The 14935-nt window shown below is 71.1% G+C and carries 16 protein-coding genes; 2 read left to right on the top strand and 14 right to left on the bottom strand.

The features are described from left to right. The 6 genes from ABD732_RS03140 to ABD732_RS03115 form a co-directional block, all read right to left on the bottom strand. Complete coding sequence (locus ABD732_RS03140) at positions 1-594, bottom strand: hypothetical protein (protein ID WP_344780519.1); 594 nt, start codon at positions 592-594, stop codon at positions 1-3. Between the two features lie 27 nt (positions 595-621). Further along, a complete protein-coding gene (hemB, locus tag ABD732_RS03135; RefSeq protein ID WP_344780517.1) occupies positions 622-1611 on the bottom strand; it encodes a porphobilinogen synthase in 990 nt (329 codons plus the stop codon). 67 nt (positions 1612-1678) lie between these two features. Then, positions 1679-3301, bottom strand: coding sequence for a bifunctional uroporphyrinogen-III C-methyltransferase/uroporphyrinogen-III synthase (locus tag ABD732_RS03130; protein ID WP_344780515.1), 1623 nt, complete (start codon positions 3299-3301; stop codon positions 1679-1681). A 75-nt stretch (positions 3302-3376) separates the two neighbouring features. Then, a complete protein-coding gene (hemC, locus tag ABD732_RS03125) occupies positions 3377-4321 on the bottom strand; it encodes a hydroxymethylbilane synthase (protein WP_344780513.1) in 945 nt (314 codons plus the stop codon). Positions 4322-4415: 94 nt separating this feature from the next. After that, positions 4416-5753 carry a glutamyl-tRNA reductase gene (locus ABD732_RS03120; RefSeq protein ID WP_344780511.1) on the bottom strand — a complete coding sequence of 446 codons (1338 nt, stop codon included), beginning with the start codon at positions 5751-5753 and terminating at the stop codon, positions 4416-4418. A 144-nt stretch (positions 5754-5897) separates the two neighbouring features. Next, entirely contained in the window at positions 5898-6137 is a 240-nt protein-coding gene (locus ABD732_RS03115) for a glutaredoxin family protein (RefSeq protein WP_344781254.1), read from the bottom strand. Between the two features lie 165 nt (positions 6138-6302). Between ABD732_RS03115 and ABD732_RS03110 the strand changes: the two genes are divergently transcribed. Beyond that, a complete protein-coding gene (locus ABD732_RS03110; RefSeq protein WP_425552970.1) occupies positions 6303-7514 on the top strand; it encodes an HAD family hydrolase in 1212 nt (403 codons plus the stop codon). 55 nt (positions 7515-7569) lie between these two features. After that, positions 7570-8193, top strand: a complete 624-nt coding sequence (locus ABD732_RS03105) for a pyridoxamine 5'-phosphate oxidase family protein (protein ID WP_344780509.1) — start codon at positions 7570-7572, stop codon at positions 8191-8193. Between the two features lie 31 nt (positions 8194-8224). Here ABD732_RS03105 and ABD732_RS03100 read toward each other — a convergent pair whose 3' ends face one another. From ABD732_RS03100 to ABD732_RS03065, 8 genes are all read right to left on the bottom strand, one after another. After that, positions 8225-9253, bottom strand: coding sequence for a lysophospholipid acyltransferase family protein (locus tag ABD732_RS03100; RefSeq protein WP_344781250.1), 1029 nt, complete (start codon positions 9251-9253; stop codon positions 8225-8227). 131 nt (positions 9254-9384) lie between these two features. After that, complete coding sequence (locus ABD732_RS03095) at positions 9385-10440, bottom strand: NAD-dependent epimerase/dehydratase family protein (RefSeq protein ID WP_344780507.1); 1056 nt, start codon at positions 10438-10440, stop codon at positions 9385-9387. A 76-nt stretch (positions 10441-10516) separates the two neighbouring features. Then, a complete protein-coding gene (locus tag ABD732_RS03090; protein ID WP_003855542.1) occupies positions 10517-10618 on the bottom strand; it encodes a 30S ribosomal protein bS22 in 102 nt (33 codons plus the stop codon). Positions 10619-10805: 187 nt separating this feature from the next. Continuing rightward, on the bottom strand, positions 10806-11051 hold the full coding sequence (locus ABD732_RS03085) for a helix-turn-helix domain-containing protein (RefSeq protein ID WP_344780505.1): 246 nt from the start codon (positions 11049-11051) through the stop codon (positions 10806-10808). A 182-nt stretch (positions 11052-11233) separates the two neighbouring features. Further along, positions 11234-12112, bottom strand: a complete 879-nt coding sequence (proC, locus tag ABD732_RS03080) for a pyrroline-5-carboxylate reductase (protein WP_344780503.1) — start codon at positions 12110-12112, stop codon at positions 11234-11236. Positions 12113-12238: 126 nt separating this feature from the next. Continuing rightward, positions 12239-13120: a thioesterase family protein gene (locus tag ABD732_RS03075; protein WP_344780501.1), complete on the bottom strand. Its 882-nt coding sequence runs from the start codon at positions 13118-13120 to the stop codon at positions 12239-12241. Further along, positions 13101-13982: a sugar phosphate isomerase/epimerase family protein gene (locus ABD732_RS03070; protein ID WP_344780499.1), complete on the bottom strand. Its 882-nt coding sequence runs from the start codon at positions 13980-13982 to the stop codon at positions 13101-13103. Before ABD732_RS03070 ends, ABD732_RS03075 begins: the two co-directional genes overlap by 20 nt. Positions 13983-14004: 22 nt before the next feature. After that, positions 14005-14931, bottom strand: a complete 927-nt coding sequence (locus tag ABD732_RS03065) for a GtrA domain-containing protein (protein ID WP_344780497.1) — start codon at positions 14929-14931, stop codon at positions 14005-14007. Positions 14932-14935: the final 4 nt, after the last annotated feature.

The raw sequence follows: 14935 nt of genomic DNA, 5'->3' as shown, positions 1-14935 counted from the left end.
TCAACTCCCTTGTCCGGGTCCGGAACGCCGCCGCGTGCGGAAAGCCGCCACCGCGTCCACATATTTCTTGGTGTCCGGATGCATCAGGGCGATCGATGCCCCGAGTGCAGCCACCCCACCGAGTATGCGCGGAATCATCGTCCACGTGGGCAACTGCGCTGCCGAGTCACCCGTCGAGAAGCCGAAGACCACCCCGATGACGTCGAGGAACATCATCACCGCCACGACCGCGGCGATCCAGCTGAGCACGAACCGCGCCCAGCCGACCCCGCGCAGGACCAGCCACAGGGCGCCCAGGGTCAGCACCAGCGCGATCACCGCGGACAGCGCCATCCCGGCGATCGCGACCACCGTCGCGAAGGTGTCGACGTTCTGCGGGCCGCTCGGCTTGTCGGCCGCGTCTTTCGCGTAGGTCAGGGCCTGCTCGCGCATGGCCGGATAGGTGGCGCCGAAGACCACCAGTTCGCAGCAGATGGCGAAGAGCACCAGCTGCCACGCCGTCTGGAGGCTCTCCGGGCGCTTCGGCGACTGCTCCGCCGGCGGCACCGGCGGCAGCGGCCGGGACGCGTTCGGCGGCAGCGACGGGACGGTCATGATCTCCAGGGTAGTGGCCGCATCGGCTCACTCGCCTCGCCGCAGGCGGACGGCCGTTTCGGTCGCCGCGTAGGTCAGCACGATGGAGGCGCCGGCCCGCACGATGGAGAGCACCGCCTCGTCCAGTGCGGCCTCCCGGTCGATCCAGCCCCGCTCGGCCGCCGCGCAGATCATCGAGTACTCGCCGCTGATCTGGTAGGCCGCCACCGGACGGTCGGACAGGTCGGCGACATCGCGCACGATGTCCAGATAGCTCATCGCCGGTTTCACCATCACCATGTCCGCGCCCTCGTCGAGGTCGGCGAGCAACTCGCGCACCGCCTCGGTCCGGTTGGCCGGATCCTGCTGGTAGGTGCGCCGGTCGCCCTCCAGGGAGGAGCCGACGGCCTCGCGGAACGGACCGTAGAAGGCCGAGGCGTACTTGGCGGTGTAGGCCAGGATCGAGACGTCGCCGAAACCGTCGGCGTCGAGTGCCTCGCGGATCGCGGCGACCTGCCCGTCCATCATGCCGCTGGGAGCGACGACGTGCGCGCCGGCCCGGGCCTGCGCCACGGCGAGCGCACGGTAGTGCTCCAGCGTCGCGTCGTTGTCGACGCGCCCGGTGTCGTCGAGGACGCCGCAGTGGCCGTGATCGGTGAACTCGTCCAGGCAGGTGTCGGCCATCAGGACGGTGGAATCGCCGAGGTCGGCGCGCAGTGTCCGCAGCGCCCGGTTCAAGATCCCGTCGGGCGCGGTGCCGCACGAGCCGGTGGCGTCCTTGTCGCCGGGGGCGGGCACACCGAACAGCATGAGTCCACCTACGCCGGCGGCCACGGCCTCGGCGGCCGCGGTGCGCAGCGAATCGACGGTGTGGTTGACCACCCCGGGCATCGAGCTGATCGGCCGGGGCTGATCGATCCCGTCGGCGACGAACATCGGCAGCACCAGTTGCGCCGGCGACAGCCGGGTCTGGGCCACCAGGGCGCGCATCGCGCCGGTGGTGCGCAGTCGGCGTGGCCGGTGGACGGGAGGCTCCATGTGGTCGATCCTACGAACCCGGGGCCGCGGAGGTCGAACCGCCGCGGCCGAACGGGCGCCGGTGAGGTCAGGAACGCGACCGGCGGGACTTCTTCCGCGGCGGCGGCAGCGCCCCCTCCGCGCGGAGCGTGGCGGCGTGCGCGGCGAGCGCATCCACCAGCGCCGGGATCGAGGCGTCCTCGGGCCGCACGTCCACGCGCAGGCCGAACTCGAGAGCGGTCTCGGCGGTCTTGGGCCCGATGCACGCCACGATGGTGCGGGCGTGCGGCTTGCCCGCGATGCCGACCAGGTTCCGGACGGTGGAGCTGGAGGTGAAGCAGACCGCGTCGAAGCCGCCGGTCTTGATCATCTCGCGGGTCTCGGCGGGCGGCGGGGCCGCGCGCACGGTGCGGTAGGCGGTGACGTCGTCGATCTCCCAGCCGCGCTCGCGCAAGCCCTCGGAGAGGGTCTCGGTGGCGATGTCGGCGCGCGGCAGCAGGATCCGGTCCACCGGGTCGAAGACCTCGTCGTACGGCGGGAAGTCCTCGAGCAGGCCGAGCGACGACTGTTCGCCGCTGGGCAGCAGTTCCGGTTCCACGCCGAAGGAACGCACCCGGTTCGCGGTGGCCTCGCCCACGCAGGCGATCTTCACGCCGGAGAAGGCGCGGGCGTCCAGACCGAACTCGGCGAACTTCTCCCATACTGCGCGCACCGCGTTGGTGGAGGTGAACACGATCCACTGGTAGCGGCCGTCCACCAGGCCCTTGACGGCGCGCTCCATCTGCGCCGGGCTACGCGGCGGCTCGACGGCGATGGTCGGCACCTCCCGCGGGATGGCACCGTGCGAGACCAGGCGCTCGCTCATGTCGGCGGCCTGGTCCTTGGTGCGCGGCACCAGGACGGTCCAGCCGTACAGGGCACGCGACTCCCACCAGGAGAACTTGCTGCGCTGACCGACCAGCTTGCCGACGGTCAGGATCAGCGAGCCGGCGGCGCCGACGGCCTGCTCGGTGAGCGTGGCCAGCGTCGCCTCCACGGTCCGCTGCTGGCAGGTGGTGCCGTTGACGGTGATCGCGACCGGCGTCTGCGGGGCCAGGCCGTGTTCGGTGAGCGCACTGGCGATCTCGCCCAGGTGGCCGTCGCTGGCGTGCAGCACCAGCGGGCCGGGAGAGGCGGCCAGCGCGGCCCAGTCCACTTCGCCGCGCACGTCGGCGACGGTGTGACCGGAGCCCAGCGGCAGCCCGGCGAAGCCGGGGACGACGGACGAGTGCGGGAGTCCGGGCAGCACCTCGAAGGCGACGGTGGTGCGGGCCACGGCGGTGAGCTCGGCCAGCACGGCGTCGGTGGTCATCGGATCCCCGGCCACCACGCGGACCACATCGGTGCCGGTGCGGGCCGCGGTGACGAGAGTCTTGGCGACCTGCGCGGGATCGCCCAGCGCGGGCCGCACCACCTGCTCGGCGTCGTCGGCGTCGGTGACCTCGGGCTCCGGCACGGCGTTCTTGCGGCCGTTGCGCGAGGGTGCGGGCTCGTCGACGGCGTGCGCCGAGCCGATCAGGTCCACGATCGCCTGCGGCACGTCGGGGTCGACGAAGGCCACTGTCGCGTTGACCAGCACTTCCATGCCTCGCACAGTCAGCAGATCCGGATTACCGGGACCCGACCCGACGAACAGAATCCGGCCGGGCTTAGCATTCTTGGTACGGCTCATGCGTTGGCACTCTCCTGTCCCGCGTTCGGGACTGCAGTTCGTTCTCCGCGGGAGCCGTCGGTCCGGGTCGCGGGTTTACGACCCCGGGTTGACGAGTGCGGCGGCGCCGCGCTCCAGCAGTTCGGCGGCGAGATCCTTGCCCAGCTCAGCGGCCCGGTCGACCGGGCCCACCACCGAAGCACGGATCACCTCCGATCCGTCTTCGGCCGCCGCTGCCGCACGGAGCGACAGTTCGGCGAAGATGCGCCCGTCCTCGTCGATCGATTCGACCACCTCGGCGATGGCGCCGACGGGAGCGGTGCACCCGGCCTCCAGGGCCGCGAGCACCGCGCGTTCGGCGTCGACCGCCGCGCGGGTGGACGGGTCGTCCAACTCGGCGAGGATTCTCACCAGTTCGGCATCGTCGGCACGGCACTCGACGGCTAGAGCCCCCTGCGCCGGCGCGGGCAGCATGACCACGGGGTCGAGTGCCTCGGTGACCGCCTCGGTACGACCGATGCGGACCAGTCCGGCTCGGGCGACTACCACCGCGTCCAGTTCCCCGTTCGCGACTTTGCCCAACCGAGAATCAAGGTTGCCTCGTAGGGGGCGAATTTCCAAACCGAGACCCAGTGCTCTAAGCTGCGCGGCCCGTCGCGGCGACGAGGTGCCCACCGTGGACCCCGGCGGCAGCTGCCCGAGCACCAGATCACCCCGGCTGACCAGCGCATCTCGCGGGTCGACGCGCTCGGGGACCGCCGCCATCGCCAGGTCCGGCTCGGGGGCGGTCGGAAGGTCCTTGTAGGAGTGGATCGCCACGTCGCATTCGTCCTCGCGCAGGGCCAGGCGGATGGCGGTGGTGAAGACGCCGACGCCGATCTGGGCCACCGGGGCGGTGGAGGTGTCGCCCGCGGTGCTGATGATCACCAGTTCGGCGGGATGCCCCGCGGCGATCAGGCGGTCGGCGATGCCCTGCGCCTGGGTGGTCGCCAGCAGCGAACCTCGGGTGCCGATGCGGATGGGACGGGAGTTCTGGGACACGGTGAATCCTTTCCTGCCGGCGCGTGATCGGCGACGCCGAGCGGCCGGAACGGGCGCGAACTGATGGGCGGAACCGAGCCGGCGGAGGCCGGGCTCAGCGAATGTCTTCCAGACCCGCGTCCGGGGCCGCCACCTGCTCGGCGGTGCCGGGTTTGAGCTCGAACAGCTCACGCAGGGCGGCGGCGTAGTGATCGCCGTTGCCGGCCGACGCGAGTTGCTTGACCCGCACGGTGGGCGCGTGCAGCAGCTTGTCGGCCACCCTCCGGACGGTCTTGGCCACCTCGTCGCGTTGCTGCGCGTCGAGTTCGGGGAGCCGGCTCTGCAGGCGCAGCACCTCGGCTTCGACCACGTCGGCGGCGCGCTGGCGCAGCGCGGCGACGGTCGGCGTCACCTCGGCCTGGCGCTGGGCGGCGAGATAGTCGGCCAGTTCGCCGGCGACGATGGTGCGGGCCGCGGCGGCGTCCTCGGCGGCCGCCCGGGTGGCACTGTCGCCGCGCAGGCTCTCGATGTCGATCACGTGGACGCCGGGCAGCCGGCCGGCGGCCGGGTCGACGTTGCGGGGCAGACCGAGGTCGCAGATCATCAGCGGGATCATCGAGGCGCGGCGCAGCAGGGCCTGGTGGACATCGCCCACCTGCAGGACCGGCACCACCGAACCGGTGGCGGTCACCACGATGTCGGCGTCGGCCATCGCCTCGCCGACGTGGTCCAGACTCACGCCGCGCGCGGAGATCCCGTAACGCTCGGTGACGCCCGCCGCGAGTTCGGCGGCGCGGTCGGCGGTGCGGTTGACCACGATCATGTCGGTGATGCCTTCGCGGGCCAGCTGGCTGGTCGCCAGCGAGCCCATGGCGCCGGCGCCGATCACGACGGCGCGGCGCATGGGCGGCTGTCCCTGGCCGCGGACGGCGCGGGCGCGGTGCACGGCCACCGAGACCACCGAGGCCCCGGCGCGGTCGATACCGGTCTCCGAGTGGACCCGCTTGCCCACGCGCAGCGCTTTCTGGGCCAGCTCGTGCAGGGTGCTGCCGGCGGTGCGGTTCTCGTCGGCGGCGGTGTAGGCCGAGCGGATCTGACCGAGGATCTGCTGTTCGCCGACCACCATCGAATCCAGCCCGGCGGCGACGGTGAACAGGTGCTCCACCGCGGCCTCGGAGTAGTGGACGTAGGCGTGGTCGGTCATCTCGCCCAGGTTCAGGCCCGAGTGCTCGCCGAGCACCGAGCCGACCGCTTCCAGCGCCGGGTGGAAGGCGTCGACCACCGCGTAGAACTCGATGCGGTTGCAGGTGGACACCAGCATGGCCTCGCTGACCACGTGCGACTGCATCAGAGAGTCGACCAGTTTGGGCCGGTCGAACTCGGACACCGAAAGTCGTTCGAGCACCGGGACGGGTGCGCTCCGGTGGGAGACCCCGAACAACAAAAGACTCACGCTGTCACCGTTTCCTCGCTTGGCGTGGCAGAGCGTCCGCATCGGCGAGAATCACCCGCAGGCTGCGACCGCTTGTAGTACGCAGGTTAGTTCACCGGCCCCGCGGCTCGCCATCGACCCGGTGAACGCGCACGTCGCGGCCGGTCAGCGGCGGGCGTCCAGATCGGCCCGCAGCCGGGGGCCGTCGACCTCCCAGTACCCGTGCTCGGCGCCGTCGAGCAGGATCACCGGCACCCGGTCGCCGTACTCGGCACGCGGGAGGGGGTCACCGGCCTCGGCCAGCCGGTCCACGTCTCGGACCTGCGGCGACAGCCCGTAATCGGCCAGGATCGTCTCCAGTTCGGCCAGGGCGGCCGCACAGGCGTGGCAGCCCTCCCTGGTCATCAGGGTCACCACCGGCGGAGAATTCTGCGCTGCGCTCACGTCCGTAGAGTCTAGCGCTGGAGAGTCTGGTCACGCCCCGCGCGGAGCCCGGCCGGTGACCGACGGCCAGGCTAGGCTGGAGCCGCCGGAGTCCACCCGCTCCACTCGACACCTAGGAGGTGGCTCGTGAGCCGCAACTCTCCCGAGCGCGACGAGGAGTTCGCCACGCCCGCGGACCCGAACACCGACCCCGAGCCGGGGGTGACCGGGGACGAGGACGAGGACGTGCGCGCGCACATTCAGGAGAGCGAAGAGCTGGCCGTCGAGCAGCACGGCGAGCAGGTGCTGGCCGACCGGATCGACGACGCCGAGGCCGACGCGGACGGACTGACCGCGGAGGCCGAGGCGGCCCGGGCCGAGGAAGAGGAGAGCCGCCGCGTGGCGGCCTGGCTGTCCGACCGGGCCGGCCGGTTCCGGCAGAGCGCGACCGAATTGCGCCAGGTGCTGGCCGGTGAGGCCTCGGCCAACGCGGCGATCGACTCGCTGCGTGCACGGATCCCCGAGGGCGACGGCGACGTCGACGGCACCGGGGAGGGACAGGTCACCGACCTGACCGCCGCCGCCTTCTTCGACGTCGACAACACGCTGGTCCACGGGGCCTCGATCGTGCTCTTCGCCCGCGGCCTGGCGGCCCGGAAGTACTTCTCGTACAACGACATCATGAAGTTCGTCTGGCAGCAGACCAAGTTCCGGCTGACCGGGCGCGAGGACATGGACGACGTCGCCGAGGGCCGCGACAAGGCGCTGAGCTTCATCGCCGGCCGCTCCACCGACGAACTGGTGTCGCTCGGCGAAGAGATCTACGACGAGTACATCGCCGACAAGATCTGGCCGGGCACGCAGGCGCTGGCCCAGCGGCATCTGGCCGCCGGCCAGCAGGTGTGGCTGGTGACGGCCACCCCGGTGGAGCTCGCGCAGACCATCGCCAAACGCCTCGGGCTCACCGGTGCACTCGGCACCGTCGCCGAGAGCGAGGACGGCGTCTTCACCGGACGCCTGGTCGGCGACATCCTGCACGGCCCGGGCAAGGCGCACGCCATCCGCTCGCTGGCCGTCCGCGAGGGCCTGAATCTGCGGCGCTGCACCGCCTACTCCGACTCCTACAACGACGTGCCGATGCTGTCGCTGGTGGGCACCGCCGTCGCGATCAACCCCGATTCGGATCTGCGGGACGTGGCGAAGGTGCGCGGCTGGGAATCGTACGACTTCCGCACCGCCCGCAAGGCCGCCAAGTACGGCGCCGGCACGGCCATGGTGGTCGGTGCGGCCGCCGGCTCGGCGGTGGTGGTGAGCAAGCTGCTGCACGACCGCACCAAGGGCGAGCCCACCGGGGCCTGAGCCCGGACGAGAAACCGGGTTGTCCACCCGCCCGGGGGCGAGCACCATGGGCCCCATGAGCGACAGTGACGAGATCCTGCGTGATCTCACGCGCAAACGGGACCGCCGGGGCGACCGGGCCCTGCTCGACGAGGTGCTCGACGCGACCTGGGTGGGCACCCTGTCGACGGTGGTCGACGCGCTGCCGTGGTCGGTGCCGATGACCTTCGCCCGGGTGGGCGACGACGTCCTCCTGCACGGGTCGACCGGCGCCGGCGCCCTGCGCCACATCGCTGCCGGGGCCCCGGTCACCCTCACCGTCACCGTGCTGGACGGCCTGGTGATCTCCGACACCCTGATGGACCACTCCGCCAACTACCGCTCGGCGGTGCTGCGCGGGCACGTGAAGCCGTGCGACGATCCCGCGGCCGCCCTGGCCGCCCTCACCGACGCCGTCGTGCCGGGACGCTCCGCCGAGCTGGCACCGCCGTCGGCGCGGGACCTGGCCGCCACCGTCGTCTTCGCGCTGCCGATCGTCGACGGGCAGTGGATCGCCAAGGCGCGCACCGGCGGCCCCGGGGTGTCGACCGGCGACTGGACCGGCGTGGTGGACGTGCACACCCGGTACGGGGCGGTGCACGGCTACACCGGCGATCGGGTGCCCGACTCGGTGCGGCGCCTGGCCGGCGACACCGGCTGACGCCTCCCCCGGTTCGGTTCAGCCGGAAGGGTCAGCCGAGATACACGCCGCCGCGGCGGCTGAGCATGCGGAACAGCGTCTGCTGGATCTCTTCGCGGACGTGGTCGGTGAGGTCGAAGACCACCATCGGGTCGTCGGCGGCGGAGACGTCGTAGCCGGTGGTGTCGATGGGTCGGCCGAAGTGGATGTGCCACTTGGACGGCAGCGGGACCATGCCCAGCGGCCCGAGCCACGGGAACAGCGGGGTCACCGGGAAATACGGCAGCCCCAGGGCGCGGGCGAGCGGCTTCAGGTCGGCGATCATCGGGTAGATCTCCTCGGAGCCGACGATCGAGACCGGGATGATCGGCGCCTGCGTGCGGATCGCGGTGGTCACGAAGCCGCCGCGGCCGAATCGCTGCAGCTTGTAGCGGTCCTTGTACATCTTGCCGATGCCTTTGAACCCCTCCGGCCACACGCCGGTCAACTCCCCCTGACGCAGGAGGGCCTCGGCGTCGTCGTTGCAGGCCAGAGTGGCGCCGATCCTGCGCGCGAGCTCACTCACCACCGGGGTGTCGAAGGCCATGTCGGCGGCCAGCGGGCGCAGATAGCGCTGGTTGGGATGGTTGTCGCGCACGGCCACCGAGCAGATCACCGCATCCACCGGGATCGCGCCGGCGTGGTTGGCCACCAGCAGCGCGGCCCCCTCGGCCGGCACGTTCTCCATGCCCGTCACCTCGACGCGGAACCACTTCTGATACACCTGCCGCACCGCGGGGAACCAGACCGATTCGGCGAAGTGCGGGTCGAAACCGAAGTCGTCGACCGCGTAGTCGCCGGTCATCCGTTCCCGGATGAAGCCGGACGTCGCGATCAGCGAGTCGGCGATCGCGTGCCGGATGCCGCCCAGGCTGAACAGCGGCGAGTGCCGCACCGGGTCGAGCGAGGTGACCGGCTCGTCGGGCAGCACGATCTCGTTGTTGATCGGGACCACCTCTCCGCCGTCGGTGCCGAAACCATCGGTGTTGGGGTGTCCCTGGCGCGTCCGCTGCACACGGGGATCGGCCGTGTACAGCGAGATGACCTTCGCGGTACGCGAATCGGCCGGCTTATCGATCGGAGCCACGCCTCGGTGTCCCCCTCCCCGGGTCGGTCGGTACCTGTGGCCGGCGATTCGCCGCCACAGGGATGTGGTTCATGGTACGTGGGCCGTCACTGCACGGCTGTGGCGGCGGACACTGCCCGCCGTTCGAGTGACCGCCAGGTGGCGGCCCCGATCACCGGCGACGTGCGCCCCCGCTCGATGAAGTCGTCGAGCGTTTCGAGCGTGGTGTATCGCGGCTCGAAGCCCAGTTCGGTGCGCATCCGGGTGGTGTCCAGCACCCGGCCGAAGGCCAGGAAGCCCTCCTGCTCGGTGCGGATCGACGGGACGCGGCCCTCCTGCAGGACGCCGACCACCGGCGCCAGCAGACGCGACGGCACGGGCAGCTGGACGTGCCCGGCGCGGTGCACGGCCTGCGCCAGAGTCACCACGCCGTCGCCGGCGAGGTTGAAGGTGCCCGGCCGCGGCCGCAGGGTGGCCCACTCGAGGGCGCCGAGAGCGTCCTCCTCGTGCAGGAACTGCAGTCGCGCCTGATGCCCGAAGACCACCGGTACCAGCCCCATCGACAGATAGGCGCTCATCCGCGTCGCGATCCGCGGACCGAGGATCGCCTGCGGCCTCAGGATGGTCACGTCGATGTCCTGCCGGCGCCGCGCGAGCCCGCGCGCATAGCCCTCCACGTCGAGCATGTCCCGGCCGTACCCGCGTTTGGGTTCGCGGCGGGCGCGCGTGCCCTCGGCGAAGTAGGCGGGATCGGCCGAGCTGGCGCCGTAGATCATGGCCGTCGACCGCAGGATCAGCCGCTTGACGCTGGGCGTGCGCTGGCAGGCGGCGCACACCTGCATGGAGCCGACCACGTTGAGTTCCTTGATGGCGGCCGAATGCCCGGCCGCGTCCATCAGTGACGGGGCGGCGTGCACCACGGTGTCGACCTCGTAGCTGGCGAGCGCCTTGGCCAGCGCCGGGCGCCGGATGTCCAGGCGCAGGAACTCCGCGCGCCCCATCCGGCGCATGAGCGTCTTGCTGGGGATGCGCGAGTCCACCGCGATCACCCGTTCGATCGCCGGGTTCTCCGCGAGGCGGGCCACCAGGTAGCCGCCGAGAAAGGTGGACGCGCCGGTCACCAGCACCGAACGCGGGGTGTTCGGTGCGGACTGCTCAGACATGACACCAGGCTATACACAACGAAGAACCCGCCCAAGGCTGGGCGGGTTCTTCAGGCGATCGGTCCCGGAGGGCCGATCACTTACCGAGTTTGCGGCGCTGCACTCGCGTGCGTCGAAGCATCTTCCGGTGCTTCTTCTTCGACATGCGCTTGCGGCGCTTCTTGATCACTGAACCCATGGGGCTCTCCTCACGATCTTGCTGATGGTCCGTAGGCCGCGTCCGGCATCGACGACGACGAATGCGGCGCTCCAGTCCCGCTCAGCGCGACCGGGACCCGTGGATTCATACTAGCGATTCGATGAACTCGAGACGAAATCGGGCCGCGGACCGCACGGTTTGCGATCCGCGGCGTGCCGATCGACCTCTAGCCTGCGTCGAAGTACGAGGTCTCCAGGTAGTCGTGCACGGCCTTGGCGTGCACTCGGAAGGAACGACCGACGCGAACGGCCGGCAACTCACCGTTGTGCACCAAGCGGTACACGGTCATCTTGGAGACGCGCATCAGCGCGGCGACCTCGGCGACGGTGAGGAACTGCGACGCCGAGTTCGCGCCTCCGGCGCGGGCCTCGGCGAAGTCATTCCTATCTCCAGGCTTGTCTGCTGCAGCCATGAATACATAAACCTCCGGTGCACGCATCGCGGCCACCGGCTTCCCCTCCGGCGGACATAGACACGTACGTGCTACTTGGAGCTTAACGTGGCGGGTGTGAAATATGCGACGTGAGTGGCTAAATTCTGGCGTCGGATCTGCCGACGGGCCCTCGTGGCATGAGATTATCGCAGGTCAGTCGCTCAGTGATCGTCTTCGGCGCGTTCGGCCGCCGTGGAGATCCCGGCGCGCGAACCCTCAACGTCGACTCGACGTGCGGCCTGTTTGCTGAACTCGGCGGCGGCCCGGGCGGCCTCGTTCACCGCGTGCCGGAGGCCGTAGCGCTCGAACTCGCGCAGCGCCGCGGCGGTGGTGCCGCCCGGCGAGGTGACCGCGGCCCGCAGCTCCACCGGGGTGGCCCCGGACTCGCTGAGCAGCGCTCCGGCCCCCTTGATCGTCTGTGTGGCCAGTTCCAGCGCCTGCGCGCGGGTGAGGCCCAGGCCGACGCCGGCGTCGGTGAGCGCCTCGACGAGCAGGAAGAAGTAGGCGGGTCCGGAACCGGAGATCGCGGTGACCGCATCCATCTGCTTCTCCGGAACCACCATCACCCGGCCGACGCTCTCCATCAGCCGGACGGCCACCTCGACCTGTTCCTCGTCGGCGTAGCGGCCGCCGCTGATCGCGCTCATCGCCTCGTTGACCAGCATCGGGGTATTGGGCATCACCCGGATCACCGGGGATCCGGCGGGCAGGGCGGCCTCGTACCGCGAGGTCGGGATGCCGGCGACCAGGGAGACGGTGATGCGCTCGGTCTCGCCGTCGTCGTCGGCGCGGGCCAGATCGCGCAGCACCGACTCCACGGCGTCCGGCTTCACCGCGAGGAACACCACCTGAGCGCTCTCGGCCGCGTCCCGGCCGTCCTGGGTCACCCGGACTCCGTAGTCGTCGGCGATCTCGGCGGCCCGCGTGGTCGACCGTTCCACCACCACCAGGTCCTTCACCGGCTTGCCCGCGTTGATGAGGCCGGCCAGCAGCGCCTCCCCGATCTTGCCGCCGCCGATGATCGCGATCCGCTCGCTCATGTCTCCACCTTCGTCTCGTCGCCCGCCGGACGCCCTCGCGGGCCCGGGGAGCATGTCCTGTCTATGTCGTGAAAGCCTGTCGTGCCGTGCACTGTGGGCCGGCGCCGGCGTGTCCGCCCGGCGGCGTCAGCGTCCGGTCGGGATCAGCGCCAGCTGCCGCGACTGCGCCACCGTCGCGCCGGTCCGGTCGAGCACCAGGTGGTCCTCGGCGAACATGCCCTGCCCCACCTCCGTGCTGGTGGCGGCGAAGCGCAGCCAGTCCGACTCGCCGGGCCCGGCCGGCGCCGGCAGCCGCCGCACATAGGTGGTGAGCTGCACGGTGGGCGCCCAGCCGAACATCCCCAGGTTCATCACCACCGGCGGCGAGATGTCGCACACGAGCACCGGGAAGTCGTGCGCCATCGTCGGCGGCTGCTCCCGGCCGTCCTTGGGGCGGGTCCAGCCGCGGATGGCCGGGTCACCGACGCCTCCGCGCATCGCCGGGAACCAGGCCGGATCGAGGGCCAGGTCCAGGGCGGGCGCCAGGTGCATCACCTTCCCCATCGGCGAGTCGTCGATCTGCACCGCATCCTCGCCCGGGCTCACCGGCAGGTCGTCGAGGACGGTGCCGGCGCGGTGATGGGCCACCCCGGAGTCGGGGCGGCCGAGGGTGACGGTGCTGACGACCATGGTCCGTTCACCCTGGGTCACGTCCACCTGCGCCAGGCTGACCGTGCGGCCCCGTTTGACGATGCGGACCGCCAGCTGGACCTCGGCCGGGTCGGGGGCGGCCAGGTAGTCGCTCGAGACGGCGATCGCGACGACGCCGTCCAGCAGTTCCGGGTCGCGGTCCCAGGTGAGCGCGAGCGCGTCGCGGGCGGCGGCCGCGACCATCATCTGCAGGCTGCCGCCGTGCACCTTGGGGCCGATGGTGAACACCGGGGAGATCACTCCCCGGTAGACCACGGCGCCGTCGCCGCGGCGGTCGGTCGTCTCCAAGTCCAGCAGCTCAGCGAGCGCGGTCGACATTGTTCTCCTCTGCGGCGCTGCGGTCCAGGTGCCGCCGCGCGAATTCCAGTGATCGGGTCAGCATGGCACGGCGCTCGGCCTTGCTCTTGGCCGAGCCGGTGTGCACCTCGAGCACCACGGCGCCGTCGAAGTCGCCCTCGGCCAGCGAGCGGCAGACCTCGATGCACGGCTGGGTGCCGTCGCCGGGGATCAGGTGCTCGTCGGTGGCCGCCCCGGTGCCGTCGGTCAGGTGCAGGTGCGCCAGGCCGGGCCCCATCCGGTCGAGCATCTCCAGCGCGTCCACCCCGGCGGTCGCCGCGTGCGACAGATCCAGCGTGTAGTGGTCGTAGCCGTCGTCGGTGGGATCGATCGATCGCCCGAACGCCGAAGCGCTCAGTCCGGGGGCACCGCCGCGTTCGGCCATGCGCTGCGCGGACCGGGCGCCCGCACCGAAGATCCGGTCGGCGCGCATCGGGAACATGTTCTCCACCGCCACCTTCACGTCGCTCTCGGCTTCCAGCCGGCGCACCAGGCGGCCGAAGCCGCGCACGTAGTCGCGCTGCCAGCGGAACGGCGGGTGCACCACCACGGTGTCGGCCCCGAGGTCTTCGGCCGCCTGCACCGAACGCACCAGCTTGGCCGACGGATCGCGCCCCCACACCCGCTGGCTGATCAGCAGGCAGGGCGCATGCACCGACAGCACGGGGACCTGATACTTCTGCGAGAGGTGAGCGACGTGGGAGACGTCCTGGCTCACCGGATCCGACCACACCATCAACTCGATGCCGTCGTAGCCGGTCTCCGCGGCGTACGCGAACGCGGCCTCGGTGTTCTGCGGATAGACCGAGGCCGTGGACAGGCCGATCGGGATCTCTGAGCGCAAGGGGTCGTCTTCTTCGCCGCAGCTACACCAGCAGGACCAGCGGACCGATGGTGACGATCAGTCCGACGGCGAGCGCCAGCAAGGTGGTCGGCAGGTCCCGTTTGCGCAGCACATAGGCGAAGGTGACGATCGCGAAGATCACCAGCACCGCCAGGATCAGGGCGAAGTAGACGTACTGCTTCCACAGCACGGTGAAGCCCCAGAACAGGCCGGCGCCGACGGCCACGCCGAGGATCACCTCGCCGATCAGGCCGAGCCAGCTCCAGATCGGGCTGCGGTCGGCGGCGGAATCCTCGTCGGTGTCCGTCGCGGACTCGGCGGTCTCGGCGTCGGCGCGCTGGGCGGCCTCCAGTTCGTCGCTGCTCGCCAGGTGGTCGCCACCCTCGGCGTCATCGTTGTCGTCGAAATCGTCGAAGCCGTCGGCGGCGTCGGCGACGGCCGTCTCATCGCCTTCGTCGGTACCGGCCCCGGCGGCCCCCACGGCGGCCGCGGCGGCGGGAATCGTCCCGGTGTCGGTGCGGGACGCACGGTCGTCGGCGGGCTGTCCGCCGGACGGCAGGTCCTCGCCGAGCAGATCGTCGGGGTCGACGGCCCGGAGCTCACCGGTGTCCAGCCGATCGGAGTCGTCCTCTCCGCCGGAGACCACCGGGATGATGCCGGTGACCACGTTGGCCGAATCCGCCGGGCGCTTCGCATCGCCGGACGGGGTGTAGGCGGGCATGCCGCTGGCACCGACCACGCGGTTGCGGGTCTTGGCGGGCGGCGGCGTGTATCCGGGCATGCCCGACGCGGTGGGTCCGCTGTCGTCGGCGGAAGCCGCCTTGCGGCCCGTCGCGGCGCGGCGCACCGACAGCGAGTCGGCGCGCGGAAAAGCGTTCTCGTCCGACGTTCGGGCGATCAGCTCCTCGACGGTGATCGGACGGGAATCCGGATCAGACTCTTTTGCCATCGGC

Origin of the sequence: Gordonia caeni (genome assembly GCF_039537105.1) — a bacterium.
Lineage (GTDB): Bacteria > Actinomycetota > Actinomycetes > Mycobacteriales > Mycobacteriaceae > Gordonia > Gordonia caeni.
Note: the sequence above shows the minus strand (reverse complement) of the source record. Positions and strands in the feature narration are given on the sequence as shown.

What these genes read in the sequence shown, in the direction of transcription:
- ABD732_RS03140 (WP_344780519.1), bottom strand. Translation starts at nt 594, where the DNA reads ATGACCGTCCCGTCGCTGCCGCCGAACGCGTCCCGGCCGCTGCCGCCG.
- hemB (WP_344780517.1), bottom strand. Translation starts at nt 1,611, where the DNA reads ATGGAGCCTCCCGTCCACCGGCCACGCCGACTGCGCACCACCGGCGCG.
- ABD732_RS03130 (WP_344780515.1), bottom strand. Translation starts at nt 3,301, where the DNA reads ATGAGCCGTACCAAGAATGCTAAGCCCGGCCGGATTCTGTTCGTCGGG.
- ABD732_RS03115 (WP_344781254.1), bottom strand. Translation starts at nt 6,137, where the DNA reads ATGACCAGGGAGGGCTGCCACGCCTGTGCGGCCGCCCTGGCCGAACTG.
- ABD732_RS03105 (WP_344780509.1), top strand. Translation starts at nt 7,570, where the DNA reads ATGAGCGACAGTGACGAGATCCTGCGTGATCTCACGCGCAAACGGGAC.
- ABD732_RS03095 (WP_344780507.1), bottom strand. Translation starts at nt 10,440, where the DNA reads ATGTCTGAGCAGTCCGCACCGAACACCCCGCGTTCGGTGCTGGTGACC.
- ABD732_RS03090 (WP_003855542.1), bottom strand. Translation starts at nt 10,618, where the DNA reads ATGGGTTCAGTGATCAAGAAGCGCCGCAAGCGCATGTCGAAGAAGAAG.
- ABD732_RS03085 (WP_344780505.1), bottom strand. Translation starts at nt 11,051, where the DNA reads ATGGCTGCAGCAGACAAGCCTGGAGATAGGAATGACTTCGCCGAGGCC.
- proC (WP_344780503.1), bottom strand. Translation starts at nt 12,112, where the DNA reads ATGAGCGAGCGGATCGCGATCATCGGCGGCGGCAAGATCGGGGAGGCG.
- ABD732_RS03075 (WP_344780501.1), bottom strand. Translation starts at nt 13,120, where the DNA reads ATGTCGACCGCGCTCGCTGAGCTGCTGGACTTGGAGACGACCGACCGC.
- ABD732_RS03065 (WP_344780497.1), bottom strand. Translation starts at nt 14,931, where the DNA reads ATGGCAAAAGAGTCTGATCCGGATTCCCGTCCGATCACCGTCGAGGAG.